This window comes from Pseudomonas sp. ERMR1:02, from assembly GCF_002277815.1.
Lineage (GTDB): Bacteria > Pseudomonadota > Gammaproteobacteria > Pseudomonadales > Pseudomonadaceae > Aquipseudomonas.
The window spans coordinates 214,036-228,502 of sequence record NZ_NKJI01000009.1; the positions used below are offsets into that span (position 1 = coordinate 214,036).

General features: G+C 60.1%; 7 protein-coding genes, 3 tRNA genes and 4 pseudogenes. All 14 read left to right on the forward strand.

The annotated features are described in order from the left end of the window. Nucleotides 1–172 precede the first annotated feature (172 nt). The gene (locus CES87_RS18205) at nucleotides 173–2,839 is read left to right on the forward strand and encodes a FimV/HubP family polar landmark protein (protein WP_128607212.1); all 2,667 of its coding nucleotides are present in this window, start codon (nucleotides 173–175) and stop codon (nucleotides 2,837–2,839) included. A gap of 306 nt (nucleotides 2,840–3,145) precedes the next feature. Then, nucleotides 3,146–3,969 (forward strand): annotated as a pseudogene (gene truA, locus CES87_RS18210) (tRNA pseudouridine(38-40) synthase TruA). Between the two features lie 63 nt (nucleotides 3,970–4,032). Next, nucleotides 4,033–4,656 (forward strand): phosphoribosylanthranilate isomerase, encoded by a 624-nt coding sequence (locus CES87_RS18215; protein ID WP_128607213.1) that lies wholly within the window; start codon nucleotides 4,033–4,035, stop codon nucleotides 4,654–4,656. Nucleotides 4,657–4,851: 195 nt separating this feature from the next. Next, nucleotides 4,852–5,772, forward strand: a complete 921-nt coding sequence (accD, locus tag CES87_RS18220; RefSeq protein WP_128607214.1) for an acetyl-CoA carboxylase, carboxyltransferase subunit beta — start codon at nucleotides 4,852–4,854, stop codon at nucleotides 5,770–5,772. After that, nucleotides 5,769–7,076: a bifunctional tetrahydrofolate synthase/dihydrofolate synthase gene (folC, locus tag CES87_RS18225; protein ID WP_128607215.1), complete on the forward strand. Its 1,308-nt coding sequence runs from the start codon at nucleotides 5,769–5,771 to the stop codon at nucleotides 7,074–7,076. Before accD ends, folC begins: the two co-directional genes overlap by 4 nt. Beyond that, nucleotides 7,060–7,728 (forward strand): SPOR domain-containing protein, encoded by a 669-nt coding sequence (locus CES87_RS18230; RefSeq protein ID WP_128607216.1) that lies wholly within the window; start codon nucleotides 7,060–7,062, stop codon nucleotides 7,726–7,728. Before folC ends, CES87_RS18230 begins: the two co-directional genes overlap by 17 nt. Nucleotides 7,729–7,826: 98 nt before the next feature. Beyond that, the gene (locus CES87_RS18235) at nucleotides 7,827–8,387 is read left to right on the forward strand and encodes a CvpA family protein (RefSeq protein ID WP_128607217.1); all 561 of its coding nucleotides are present in this window, start codon (nucleotides 7,827–7,829) and stop codon (nucleotides 8,385–8,387) included. A gap of 41 nt (nucleotides 8,388–8,428) precedes the next feature. Next, nucleotides 8,429–9,933: pseudogene (gene purF, locus CES87_RS18240) on the forward strand (amidophosphoribosyltransferase). A gap of 116 nt (nucleotides 9,934–10,049) precedes the next feature. Continuing rightward, nucleotides 10,050–11,261 (forward strand): O-succinylhomoserine sulfhydrylase, encoded by a 1,212-nt coding sequence (locus CES87_RS18245; RefSeq protein ID WP_128607218.1) that lies wholly within the window; start codon nucleotides 10,050–10,052, stop codon nucleotides 11,259–11,261. Then, nucleotides 11,258–12,030: pseudogene (locus tag CES87_RS18250) on the forward strand (SDR family oxidoreductase). Before CES87_RS18245 ends, CES87_RS18250 begins: the two are co-directional and overlap by 4 nt. A 233-nt stretch (nucleotides 12,031–12,263) precedes the next feature. Further along, nucleotides 12,264–12,339: transfer RNA gene (locus CES87_RS18255), tRNA-Val, on the forward strand. Nucleotides 12,340–12,392: 53 nt separating this feature from the next. Then, nucleotides 12,393–12,469, forward strand: a tRNA-Asp gene (locus tag CES87_RS18260). 108 nt (nucleotides 12,470–12,577) lie between these two features. Further along, a tRNA-Asp gene (locus tag CES87_RS18265) sits at nucleotides 12,578–12,654 on the forward strand. Between the two features lie 525 nt (nucleotides 12,655–13,179). Next, nucleotides 13,180–14,467: pseudogene (locus CES87_RS18270) on the forward strand (molybdopterin cofactor-binding domain-containing protein); the annotation flags it as partial.

Sequence of the window (14,467 nt, forward strand, 5' to 3'; positions counted from 1 at the left end):
ACGAGCGTTATGCTTGGCCGCAATGCTGAAGGCGAGCCACCCTGCGGGGCTTTGCGGGGCATGCACGAAACGATCGCGCGCGACGACCCTTCGTCTCCGCGCGCAATGCCTTACGGCAGCGGTAATCAACACCTTCTCGCTGGCCGAGGAATGTTCAAACTAAGGATTAGCTATGGTTCAAGTTCGCAAACTGGTGTTAGCAATAGCGGCCGCCTCGGCGCTGTCCTCCGGTATGGCGCATGCCCTCGGGCTCGGGGAATTGACCCTGAAATCGACGCTGAACCAGCCGCTGGTGGCGGAAATCGAGTTGCTCGACGTCAAGGAGCTCACCGCTGCCGAAGTGGTGCCGAGCCTGGCTTTGCCTGAAGAATTCGCCAAGGCCGGTGTTGACCGCCAGGCGTTTCTCAACGACCTGACCTTCACCCCGGTATTGAACGCCAGCGGCAAAAGCATCCTGCGTGTGACCTCCAGCAAGCCTCTCTCCGAACCGATGGTGAAATTCCTGGTTCAAGTGATGTGGCCCAACGGTCGCCTGTTGCGCGAGTACAGCGTGCTGCTCGATCCATCCAAATTTTCGCCGCAAACCGCTGAAGCGGCTGCGCAACCTGCGCCGACCCAAGGCGTTACGGCGCCGGTCACCGGTGCGACCAAGCCATCCCAATACACCACCACGCCGCGCGATACCCTGTGGGAAATCGCCGCGAAGGCACGGAGCGGCGGGTCGATTCAACAAACCATGCTGGCCATCCAGGCGCTGAACCCGGATGCCTTTATCGACGGCAACATCAACCGCTTGAAAACCGGTCAGGTGCTACGTCTGCCTGATCAGGCACAAAGCACCGGCCTGCCGCAACCCAAGGCCATTGCCGAAGTGGCTGCGCAGAATACTGCATGGCGTCAGGGTCGTCGCTATGTAGCGAAACCGGGGTCGGGTCAGCAGCAACTCGATGCCACCAACCGCGGTCGCGGTGAGGCGGTTTCGACGCAAGCGGGCCCGGACAAGTTGAGCCTGGTCTCTGCAGAGTCCGGCAAGGCCCGTGGTAAAGGTGCTGCAGGTGATGCCAAGGCGCTGAGCAACAAACTGGCTGTTACTCAGGAAAACCTTGACACGAGCCGTCGTGGCAACGAGGAACTGAAAAGCCGCATGACCGATCTGCAAAGTCAGATGGACAAGCTGCAGCGCCTCATCGAACTGAAGAACAATCAACTGGCCAAGTTGCAGGCCGAAGGTGCTGCAGGTGCGCCGGCTGCCTCTGCTGCCGCGACCGCTCCGGCGATCACGGCTGAACTGGCGACCAGCCCTGCGACAACACCTGTCGAGCCTGTGCCGGCAACACCGGCCGCCGTTACGCCTGAAGTTGCCCCGGCTCTGGCTCCGGCCGAGCAACCCGTGCAGCCTGCACCGACAGCCTCCGACGAGCAGAAATTCAACGAGTTGCTGACCAATCCATGGCTCCTGGGCTTGGCCGGTGGCGGGGCAGTGGTTGTGCTGCTGTTGCTGCTGTTGCTGGCCCGACGTCGCAAAGCCCAGCAGGAAGCCGAGAAGCATCTGCGAATGGCCCGCGCCCTGGCCGAAGAGCAGCCGTTTTCCGCCGATCTCGATCTGCCGGAAAGCAGCTTCGAAGGCCTGGAAGTTCCGCCGCCAAGCGTGAAACTCGCCACCATGCCGCCGGTTGCACCAACCCCGGCTCCGGCACCCGCCCCGGTTATTGCTCCGGTTGTGGTCACACCACCGATCGCCGCACCGCTGGTCGCTCCGGCCGCCGAGCGTTCTGACGACGTGTTGGGCCAGGCACAATCGCATATTGCCGGTGGTCGGCTGAATCAGGCTGCGGCGCTGCTGGAAGAGGGCGTCAAGCGTGAGCCGCAGCGCAGTGATTTGCGCCTGAAACTGATGGAGGTCTACGGTCAGCAGGGCGATCGCGATGCGTTCGTGGTTCAGGAGCGTCAGTTGGTGGCTAATGGCGACAATTTCGCCCAGGTCGAAAAGCTGAAAAACCGCTTCCCGGCCATGGCGCTGGTCGCAGCCGGTGGAATCGCTGCGGCTGCCGCCGTTGCCGAGCTGGATGCGCAATACGTCAAGGATCTGCTGCTGGATGAGCCGCAAGCACCGACACCGACACCGGCCGATGACGATTTCGACAGCGCCTTCGATCTGAGCCTGGATGATCTGGATACCATTACGCCAGCAGCCGTTACGCCAGCGCCGCAAGCGGAGCCGGAAGCTGCAGCGCTGGACGAGCTGGAAGATTTTCCGCTCGACGACGATCTGAGCTTCGAGTCGGTGCTGCAACAGCAGACTGAGATCAAGGAAAACCTCGACGATCTGTCAGACTTTGACCTGGACATGGATCTCGGTGGCGAGCCTTCGCCGGCGACCCTGGCCGAAGACGATTTCCTGCTGAGCCTGGATGACGACATCAAGGATCTGCCTGTTGCCGAAGTGCCGGCGGTCCCGCAAGTGACGCTGGACGACCTGGAACTACCGGCCGATTTCGACTTGTCCCTGGCGGATGAGATGGACGCTCCGGCGGCTCCGGCGGCTCCGGATGCGTTTGCCGCCGAGCTGGATGATGTAAACTTCCAGCTGGATCGCCTCTCCCAGGACTTCAGTGAGCCAACCTTCACCGTGGATGACGCCCTGGCGACTGTGGACGACGAACCGGAATTCGATTTCCTGTCCGGCACCGACGAAGTCGCCACCAAGCTCGATCTGGCTCAGGCCTACATTGATATGGGCGACAACGACGGTGCCCGCGATATCCTTAATGAGGTGGTGACCGAAGGCGATGACGGTCAGAAGAGCGAAGCCAGGGAGATGCTTTCGCGTCTGGCTTGATTGATAGGAATTGTTGAAAACAAAACGGCAGCCCGGTGAGGCTGCCGTTTTTGTTTCTGGCGGTAGGGTGATGGCGGCTGATCCACCGCTTTCGCGGGCAAGCCTCGCTCCTACAGGTCAACACAAATCCTGTAGGAGCGAGGCTTGCCCGCGAAGAGGCCCTCACATCCACCACACACCTCAACCCGATAAACCACAAAACCCACACACCGCTGGCATCCCCACCTCACAGCCTTATAATGCCCGCCTTAGCGAACATCAGCAGGCTGTCACCCCTTGGCAAACATAGATAACCCGGCCGCCGAAATGGTTGCCGACGGCTTTTTCCGGATCGCGTTGGGCGTTGAATACAAAGGCTCGCGCTATCGCGGCTGGCAGCGCCAGGCGTCCGGCGTGCTTACCGTGCAGGAAACCCTCGAAAACGCCTTGTCCAAAGTTGCCGATTCACCTGTTTCCTTGCTTTGCGCCGGACGTACCGATGCCGGTGTGCACGCCTGCGGCCAGGTGGTGCATTTCGACACTCAGGTCGAGCGATCGATGAAAGCCTGGGTGATGGGCGCCAATATCAATTTGCCGCACGACGTCAGCGTCAGTTGGGCCAAGGTCATGCCGGCGCATTTTCATGCACGGTTCAAGGCCATCGCCCGTCGGTACCGCTATGTGATCTACAACGATCAGATCCGTCCGGCGCACCTGAACGAAGAATCACCTGGAACCATCGTCCGCTGGACGTCGAGCGCATGGCCGAAGCGGCTCAATACCTGGTGGGCACCCATGATTTCAGCGCCTTCCGCGCCGGCCAGTGCCAGGCCAAGTCGCCAATCAAGGAGCTGCACCACCTGCGCGTCACGCGCCACGGCAAGATGATCGTGCTGGATATCCGTGCCAGTGCTTTCCTGCACCACATGGTGCGTAACATCGCCGGTGTGCTCATGACCATTGGTGCTGGCGAGCGTCCGGTGGAGTGGATGAAAGAAGTGCTGGAGAGTCGTATCCGTCGTACAGGCGGGGTGACGGCACATCCATTTGGTCTGTATCTGGTGCAGGTCGAATACCGCGACGAGTTTGAATTACCCGAGCGATATATCGGGCCACACTTCCTCACCGGTTTCTCCGAACTTGACGGCTGACGCCCTCGAACGCTTTTGTTACCATCCGGGACTTTCTCGGATTTGCCGCGAGGTTTTATCGACATGTCAGCCGTTCGCAGCAAGATTTGCGGGATTACCCGCATAGAGGATGCGTTGGCAGCGGTCGAAGCCGGGGCTGATGCCATCGGATTCGTGTTTTACGCCAAGAGCCCGCGGGCGGTCACGTTCCAGCAGGCACGTGCGATCATCAAGGCGCTCCCGCCGTTTGTCACGACCGTCGGGCTGTTCGTCAATGCCAGCCGTTGCGAGTTGGGGGAAATCCTCGACGCCGTGCCGCTGGACCTGTTGCAGTTCCATGGCGATGAAGCCGCTGAAGACTGTGAAGGCTGGCATCGTCCGTACATCAAGGCGTTGCGAGTCAAGGCCGGTGATGACATCGCCGGGGCTTGCGATGCCTATCCCAGCGCCAGCGGTATCCTGCTCGACGCCTATGTCGAAGGTATTCCCGGTGGAACCGGCGAAGCGTTCGACTGGTCACTGATACCGCAGGGCTTGAGCAAGCCAATCATCCTGGCGGGCGGCCTGACCCCGGATAACGTTGCCGAAGCGGTGGCGCGGGTTCGGCCTTATGCCGTGGATGTGAGTGGCGGGGTGGAGGCGAGCAAGGGCATCAAGGATCACGCAAAGATCAAGGCGTTCATCGAGGCGGTACGCGCGAGCACGTAGATGATGTGACGGCTGGCAGACTGCCGCCGTCCACTGCACTGAACAAAACGGCTGAGGATTGATGGGTCGTACGCTGGTCACGCTTCACTGACCCGGCCATTCATCAAACATCGCCGCACACATGAATTTAGCTCAAGGGCATACGCGGGGCTGCGAACCAAAGCGTTCGGGCCGCCGGTACTGGAGAAAGTAAGCATGAGCAACTGGTTAGTAGACAAACTGATCCCTTCGATCATGCGTTCCGAGGTCAAGAAGAGCTCGGTGCCTGAAGGTCTTTGGCACAAATGCCCGTCTTGCGAGGCTGTGCTGTATCGTCCGGAGCTGGAAAAGACCCTGGACGTTTGCCCCAAGTGCAATCACCACATGCGTATCGGTGCCCGCGCCCGTATCGACATTTTCCTCGACGTTGAAGGCCGTGCCGAACTGGGTGCAGACCTGGAGCCGGTTGACCGTCTGAAGTTCCGTGACGGCAAGAAGTACAAGGACCGCCTGACCGCTGCGCAGAAGCAGACCGGTGAAAAAGACGCGCTGGTCTCCATGAGCGGTACCCTGCTGGGCATGCCGGTTGTGGTCTCGGCATTCGAATTTTCCTTCATGGGTGGTTCGATGGGTGCCATCGTTGGTGAACGCTTTGTGCGCGCTGCCAACTACGCGCTGGAACAGCGCTGCCCGATGATCTGCTTCTCCGCCTCCGGTGGTGCACGGATGCAGGAAGCGTTGATTTCCCTGATGCAAATGGCCAAGACCTCCGCGGTATTGGCGCGTCTGCGTGAAGAAGGCATTCCGTTCATTTCCGTGCTGACCGACCCGGTCTACGGTGGTGTTTCCGCCAGTCTGGCGATGCTGGGCGACGTGATCGTCGGCGAGCCAAAAGCCCTGATCGGTTTTGCCGGTCCGCGAGTCATCGAGCAGACGGTGCGCGAAAAACTGCCGGAAGGCTTCCAGCGCAGTGAATTCCTGCTGGAGCACGGTGCAATCGACATGATCATTCACCGTCAGGAACTGCGTCCGCGCCTGGGCAACCTGCTGGCGCAAATGATGGGCCTGCCGACGCCGAAATTCGTCGCCGCGCCAATCGAACCGATCGTCGTTCCACCGGTGCCTGCCAACATATGACCCAGCGTACCCTTGGCGAGTGGCTCGCCTACCTTGAGCAGTTGCACCCCTCGGCCATCGACATGGGCCTTGAGCGCTCGCAACAGGTAGCGTCCCGCATGGGACTGGGCAAGCCGGCGCCTCGGGTGATCACGGTCACCGGCACCAACGGCAAGGGCTCCACCTGTGCGTTCGTGGCTTCGTTGCTACGGGCCCAGGGCCTGAAAGTCGGTGTCTACAATTCCCCGCACCTGCTGCGTTACAACGAGCGAGTGCAGGTCAATGGCGTCGAGGCCACTGACGCCGAGCTGTGCCAGGCCTTCGCTGCGGTCGAGGCGGCGCGCGGTGACACTTCCCTGACCTATTTCGAGATGGGCACCCTGGCGGCGTTCTGGCTGTTTCAACAGTCCGGGCTCGACGCTGTAGTGCTGGAAGTCGGTCTGGGCGGGCGTCTGGACACCGTTAACGTGGTGGACGCCGACATGGCGCTGGTCACCAGCATTGGCGTCGATCATGCTGATTACCTGGGTGATACCCGTGAGTCCGTGGCCTACGAGAAGGCCGGTATCTTCCGCCAGGGCGCACCGGCGCTCTGTGGCGACCTGAATCCTCCGCAACCGCTGCTGGATAAAGCGCGCGAGCTCAATTGCCCGTTTTTTCTGCGTGGGCGCGATTTTGACCTTGGTATCACCGATCACAACTGGCAATGGCGCGGTGTTGACACCCAAGGCCGTGTAGTCGAGTTGCGCGATTTGCCCTTGCTCGATCTGCCGATGGAAAACGCGGCGCTGGCGTTGCAAGCCTATCTGCTGCTCGGTTTGCCTTGGGTGGATGCGCAGATTATCCAGGCGCTGCATGCGACGCGCGTAGTCGGTCGCCTCGATCGCCGGCAGTTCGACTGGAAGGGCAAGCGTCTGAATCTGTTGCTGGATGTGGGGCATAACCCGCATGCGGCGGAGTATCTGGCCCGGCGTCTGGACAGTCGTCCACCGGCCGGCAAGCGTCTGGCGGTGTTCGGGTTGCTGGCAGACAAGGATCTGGATGGTGTTATCGGTGAATTGAGTGCTAGTGTCGAGCATTGGGCCGTTGCACCGCTGGATTCGCCGAGGGCGCGGCCGGTAGCTCAATTGCACGCAGCGCTGCACAAGCGCGGTGCTTCGGTAACGTCCTATGGCAGCGTGGCCGCTGCCCTGGAAGGGCAGTGCGCACTGGCAACGAGCGACGACGAAATTCTGTTGTTCGGATCATTTTATTGTGTCGCCGAGGCCCTGGATTGGCTGGCCCGGCACTCCACGGAGGAAGCGGCAAATGGCGTTGCTGGATAAAGCCTACAAACAGCGCATGGTCGGCGCCCTGGTTCTGGTGGCGCTGGCGGTGATTTTCCTGCCGATGCTGTTTTCCCGTCAGGATGATCTGCGCCAGGTAACGGTCGAAGCCCCGTCTGCGCCGCAAGCACCTTCGGTACCGCAAGTTCAGGTTGAGCCGGTGGTGGTGCCTGAGCCGCAAGCCTTGCCTCAGGAACCGGTGCCGAGCGACGACGATCTTGCACAGGACGAGCCCGCAGCGCCGATCGCTCCGGCCGCGCCCGCTGCACCGGCGCCAGCTGCCAAACCGGTCAAACCGTCGCCAGCTCCGGTTCCGGCACTGGCCGCTAAACCTGCAACAGCGCCTTCCCAGCCCATCACGGCTGCCCCGGGCAAGCCAGACACCACCCAAAGCCGTGTCGACGCCAATGGTCTGTCGATCAGTTGGTCGGTGCAACTGGCCAGCCTGTCAAACCGTGAAAGCGCGGAAAAACTGCAGAAAACCCTGCGCAGCCAGGGTTATAACGCCTATATCCGCTCTGCCGACGGCAAGAACCGGGTGTTTGTCGGGCCGCTGATCGAGCGCGCCGAGGCCGATCGTCTGCGTGACTTGTTGAACCGTCAGCAGAACCTCAAGGGATTTGTGGTGCGCTTTCAGCCAGAGCGCGGCTAAATCTATCGCCCTGATTTGAAATGCACTGACAATCGCAGCTTACCGACAAGCATGGGCTCTGCTAAAATGCGCCGCCTTATCCGTCTGTAGGCTGCACTGTGCCATTAACCTGGGTTGACTGGGCGATCGTTGCAATCGTCGCCATCTCCGCATTGATCAGTCTGAGCCGCGGCTTCGTCAAAGAAGCTCTGTCGCTGGTGACCTGGATCATCGCAGGAGTCGTTGCCTGGATGTTTGGTGGCTCATTGTCCGAGTACCTCGGCGGATATATCCAGACACCTTCGGCTCGCGTGATCGCGGGCTGTGCCATCATGTTTGTCGCCACCCTGGTGGTAGGCGCAATGATCAATTATCTGATCGGCGAGTTGGTACGCGTCACCGGGCTTTCCGGGACCGATCGATTCCTCGGCATGGCCTTCGGCGCCGCGCGTGGCGGGTTGCTGGTGGTTGTGGCGGTCGGGCTGTTGAGCCTGGGGCCGGTACAGCACGACGAGTGGTGGCAACAGTCACAGCTCGTGCCAAAATTTCTATTGGTTGCAGACTGGTCCAAAAACCTGATTCTCGGGTGGAGCAGTCAGTGGCTTGCCAGCGGAATCAGCGTACCCGCTGATATACCGTTCAAGGAGCACCTCTTGCCGATGGCCAAAACGCCTCAGTGAGTAGTGTTCAGTTCAGATCCATTAAGTAGGGGTTGCGTCGCATGTGTGGCATCGTCGGTATCGTCGGTAAGTCGAACGTCAATCAGGCGCTGTATGACGCGCTAACCGTCCTCCAGCACCGCGGCCAGGACGCTGCCGGTATCGTGACCAGCCATGATGGCCGGTTATTCCTGCGCAAGGACAATGGCCTGGTGCGTGACGTGTTTCAGCAGCGTCACATGCAGCGCCTGGTCGGTCACATGGGTATCGGCCATGTGCGTTATCCGACCGCGGGCAGCTCGACGTCGGCCGAAGCTCAACCGTTTTACGTCAACTCGCCTTACGGCATCACCCTGGCGCACAACGGTAACCTGACCAACGTTGAACAACTGGCCAAGGAGATTTACGAATCTGACCTGCGCCACGTCAACACCAACTCTGATTCGGAAGTACTGCTTAACGTGTTCGCACACGAACTGGCCCAGCGCGGCAAGTTGCAGCCTACCGAAGAAGACGTGTTCGCTGCCGTCACTGATGTGCACAACCGTTGCGTCGGTGGTTACGCGGTCGTGGCGATGGTGACCGGCTACGGCATCGTCGGTTTCCGCGACCCGCACGGCATCCGCCCTATCGTGTTCGGCCAGCGTCACACCGACGAAGGCGTCGAGTACATGATCGCCTCCGAAAGCGTGTCCCTGGACGTGCTCGGTTTCACCCTGATTCGCGACCTGGCACCGGGCGAAGCGGTCTACATCACTGAAGACGGCAAGCTGCACACCCGTCAGTGCGCGACCAACCCGTCCCTGACCCGTGCATCTTCGAGCACGTTTACCTGGCGCGTCCGGATTCGATCATCGACGGCGTGTCGGTGTACAAGGCCCGTCTGCGCATGGGTGAAAAGCTCGCCGAGAAGATCCTGCGCGAGCGTCCGGATCACGATATCGACGTGGTCATCCCGATCCCTGACACCAGCCGTACCGCAGCCCTGGAGCTGGCGAACCACCTGGGCGTGAAGTTCCGCGAAGGCTTCGTGAAGAACCGCTACATCGGCCGTACCTTCATCATGCCGGGTCAGGCGGCACGGAAAAAATCCGTACGCCAGAAGCTCAACGCGATCGAGCTGGAATTCCGCGGCAAGAACGTGATGCTGGTGGACGACTCCATCGTGCGCGGCACCACCTGCAAGCAGATCATCCAGATGGCGCGCGAAGCGGGCGCCAAGAACGTTTACTTCTGCTCCGCAGCACCGGCCGTGCGCTTCCCGAACGTCTACGGCATCGACATGCCGAGCGCCCACGAACTGATCGCTCACAACCGTTCGACCCAAGACGTGGCCGACCTGATCGGTGCTGACTGGCTGATCTATCAGGACTTGCCTGACTTGATCGAAGCGGTCGGTGGCGGCAAGATCAAGATCGACAAGTTCGATTGCGCAGTGTTCGATGGCCATTACGTCACCGGTGACGTCGATGAGGCTTACCTGAACAAGATCGAACAGGCACGTAACGATGCCTCCAAGGTCAAGACGCAGGCAGTCAGCGCGATCATCGATCTGTACAACAACTAGTAGGAGTGAGGCTTGCCCGCGACGCTTTTGGCGGTTCCAAAGATGCCTTCGCGGGCAAGCCACGCTCCTACAAGGCCGGTTTTGTATCTACTATCGAACAAGCAAGGAGTGACAGCATGAGTCAGGATTGGGATGCCGGTCGGTTGGACAGCGACCTCGAAGGCGTAGCGTTCGATACCCTGGCCGTACGTGCCGGTCAGCACCGTACGCCGGAAGGCGAACACGGTGATCCGATGTTCTTCACTTCCAGCTATGTGTTTCGCACCGCCGCCGACGCGGCCGCGCGTTTTGCCGGGGAAGTACCGGGCAACGTTTATTCGCGCTACACCAACCCGACCGTGCGTGCTTTCGAAGAGCGCATTGCCGCGCTGGAAGGCGCCGAGCAAGCCGTGGCAACCGCCACCGGCATGGCCGCGATCATGGCGGTGGTGATGAGTCTGTGCAGTGCCGGCGATCACGTGCTGGTGTCGCGCAGCGTGTTCGGCTCGACCATCAGCCTCTTCGAGAAGTACTTCAAGCGTTTTGGCGTCGAAGTCGACTACGTGCCCCTGGCGGATTTGTCCGGCTGGGATGCGGCGATCAAGGCCAACACTAAATTGCTGTTCGTCGAATCGCCGTCCAACCCGCTGGCCGAGTTGGTGGATATAGCCGAACTGTCGAAAATCGCTCACGCCAAAGGCGCAATGCTGGTGGTCGACAACTGCTTCTGCACCCCGGCCTTGCAGCAGCCGCTGAAAATGGGCGCGGACATTGTCGTGCATTCGGCTACCAAGTTCATCGACGGCCAAGGTCGTTGTATGGGGGGGGTCGTGGCCGGTCGCAGCGAGCAAATGAAAGAAGTGGTGGGTTTCCTGCGTACCGCCGGGCCGACCCTGAGTCCGTTCAACGCCTGGATCTTCCTCAAGGGCCTGGAAACCCTGAACCTGCGGATGAAGGCGCATTGCGCCAACGCCCAAGAGTTAGCCGAGTGGCTGGAGCAGCAGGACGGTATCGAGAAAGTCCATTACGCGGGCCTCAAGAGCCATCCGCAGCACGAGTTGGCCCAGCGCCAGCAAAAGGGTTTCGGTGCCGTGGTGAGTTTCGAGGTCAAGGGCGGCAAAGAGGGCGCCTGGCGCTTTATCGATGCAACCCGCCTGATTTCGATCACCGCCAACCTGGGCGACAGCAAGACCACCATCACACATCCGAGCACCACCTCCCACGGCCGTCTCGCGCCGCAAGAGCGTGAAGCCGCGGGCATTCGTGACAGCCTGATCCGCATCGCGGTCGGTCTGGAAGACGTGGCAGACCTGCAAGCCGATCTGGCGCGCGGGTTGGCTGCCTTGTGATCGAGTTGTCCACGCCAATCGGCTCCAATGGCCGTGTAGCGCTGGTGACCGGCGCTGCACGGGGCATCGGGCTGGGTATCGCGGCCTGGCTGATCAGTGAAGGCTGGCAGGTTGTGCTGACGGATCTGGATCGTTTGCGCGGATCGAAAGTGGCGAAGGTACTTGGCGAAAATGCCTGGTTCATCGCCATGGACGTCGCGAACGAGGGGCAGGTGGCGTTGGGTGTTGCCGAGTGCTGGGGCAGTTCGGGCGCCTGGATGCGTTGGTGTGCAATGCGGCAGTGGCTGATCCACACAACATCACTCTGGAAAGTCTCGATCTGAACTACTGGAATCGAGTGCTGGCGGTGAATCTCAGTGGTCCGATGCTGTTGGCCAAACACTGTGCGCCGTACCTGCGGGCTCATAGCGGGGCGATCGTCAATCTGGCCTCGACCCGCGCCGGGCAGTCGGAACCCGATACCGAGGCATATGCGGCAAGCAAGGGCGGCCTGTTGGCCCTGACGCACGCGTTGGCCATCAGTCTGGGTCCGGAGATTCGCGTCAATGCGGTCAGCCCTGGCTGGATCGATACGCGCGACCCGTCTGTGCGCCGTGCCGAACCGCTGACCGATACTGATCACGCGCAGCATCCGGCGGGCAGGGTAGGGACGGTCGAGGACGTGGCGGCGATGGTGGCCTGGCTGCTGTCGAAGAACGCCGGTTTCGTTACGGGGCAGGAGTTTGTGGTGGATGGCGGCATGACCAAGAAGATGATTTATAGCGAGTAGATTGAGCCGCAATCCAGGCATTGACGTTGAATGTGCCGCCGTCTTCGCGAGCAGGCTCGCTCCCACATTAGAAACGCGATCCACTGTGGGGGCGAGCCTGCTCGCGAAAGCTGTCTGACTGCTGTCGATGTTGTACCGATTGAAAGAATTTCGTCTTTTTCAGAAAAACTTCAATCCTGCTATTGACTTAGGTTCGCCACCTGCGTAAATTTCGCGGCCTCGGAGATGCAAACGGGTGATTAGCTCAGCTGGGAGAGCGTCTGCCTTACAAGCAGAATGTCGGCGGTTCGATCCCGTCATCACCCACCACTCCCGAGAGTCTTGCGAAAGCAAGATGGAAGCTGAAATGCCTCCACCGACGCGCAGCGGTAGTTCAGTCGGTTAGAATACCGGCCTGTCACGCCGGGGGTCGCGGGTTCGAGTCCCGTCCGCTGCGCCATATTTTACGAATCGGATTCATTCGGTTCGCGATTGACTGATTTAGTGACTGAAAAGTACCGAAGCTTTCAATCAAACGAGTTAATTGAGCGTCAGCTCAAAGCGATACGCAGCGGTAGTTCAGTCGGTTAGAATACCGGCCTGTCACGCCGGGGGTCGCGGGTTCGAGTCCCGTCCGCTGCGCCATATCTGCCTCAAGGCCCACTGAACGCCTTGGAGCTACGAAGAAAGCCAGTATTGGTTACTTCGAGTCGATAGCAAAGACCCTGGTCGAAAGACCGGGGTTTTTTGTGTCTGAAATTTGGCTTTTTCTCCTCTTGCACTGACAGTCTGCTCTTTCTGGGCATTTGCTTCGTAAAGCGCTTTGGAAAACCACATGGTTGCGACTGTGGGAGTTCGGCTGCCCTCTGATCTATCTTCAAAATAAAAGACATCAAGACAGTTGCTCCCACCCTGGATCTGCGTCGAACACAATTTTGTGGCCGATTGAAATCAGATGTGAGGCCGAGGTCGTAAGAATTTTGATTCTTTGGTCAGTTTTTTTCTAACTGGTTGTTTGCCGCAAGCGCATAAGTCTATAAACTTAACCTTTCGGTCAGCTTTGCACTGTCATTTCAGCCCTTTGCAACGTCAAGAAGGGCTTCTGCAAGACTCGAGATTTCCAGTACATAACCAGAAGGGCGGACCCCATAACCGCCCAGAGGATGATCCATGTCCAACCGTGAAATATCCCGGCGCTCGTTCCTACAGGGCGGGCTGGTGGCGGGTGTGAGCGTGACGCTTATACCGCTGAGCAGTCAGGCGCTGGCGGCCTTGATGGAAAACAGCGTGACCGTGCCGTCCGAGCAATGGCTCGGCAACAACGGCAAGGCGCGCGCCCGTAACGATGCCTTGTCCAAAGTCTGCGGCAGCAAGGTCTTTGCGCGCGACATCCGCGCCAAGGACATGCCGGGCTGGCCGCAGCAACAAGGCCACGCCATGCTGCTGAAAACCATCAAGGCTGACCGTATCTACGACGGTTACGATCTGTCGTGGCTGGGCGCCGAGTTGCAGCCTGACCGCATCGTCACGCCGAAGACCTGGTCAAGGACGGTATCGTCTTTCCGGAAGAACATGCCCTGATCCGCTGCTGCCAGCCGGCAAAGTACGATGTTCATCGGTCATCCGGTGGCGATCCTGATCTGGAACGACTTCGAGCGCTTCCGCCAGGCCAAGGCCAAACTCAAGTTCAATGACAAAGCAATCCGCTATGGCGATATAGCGCCGTTCTACGAAGGCGATCCCTACGGCAGCTTCCGCTACGTGCGTGTGGGTGGCGCGACCTCGGCGGACGAAGACGAATTCGCCAGTCTCAAGGATTCGATCCTGTTCCCGATGCTGCGCAACCGCCGTCCGGTGTGGAATCCCAACCGAACCTGCATGGCAACCTGACCGAGCGCGGTCTGTTCTACGCCGAGCGCATGAAGCAGCAGATCGATACGCCGCCGGACAACTGGCTGGTGTTCGATGAGCGCTACAAGACGCCGTCGATCGAACCGGCAGCGATGGAACCGGACAACGGCAACGGCTGGTACGACCCGGCGACCAAGACCCTGCATTTTGTTGTCGCCACTCAGTGCCCACTGGAAACCGCGACCGAGACCGCGAAGATGATCGCGCCGTCGCGTTTCGGCCTGGCCAACCTGAACATGCACCCGGGCTACACCGTCGGCTACGGCTCTAAAGACCACAACATTTTCGTCTACTACGCAGCGCTGGCGGCGTTGTACGGCGCCGGTGTGCCGGTGCGTCTGGCCAACGATCGCTACGAGCAGTTCCAGAGCGGGATAAAGCGTCACCCGTTCGATATCCGCTATCAGCTGGCGGTGGACAAGACCGACCACAGCTTCAAGATTTTCCGCGCCGAGATGAGCGTCGACGGCGGCGGACGAATCAACTACAGCCCTTCGGTGGCGGCGGTTGGCGCCACGGCGGCGCAGTCGATCTACTACATGCCGCA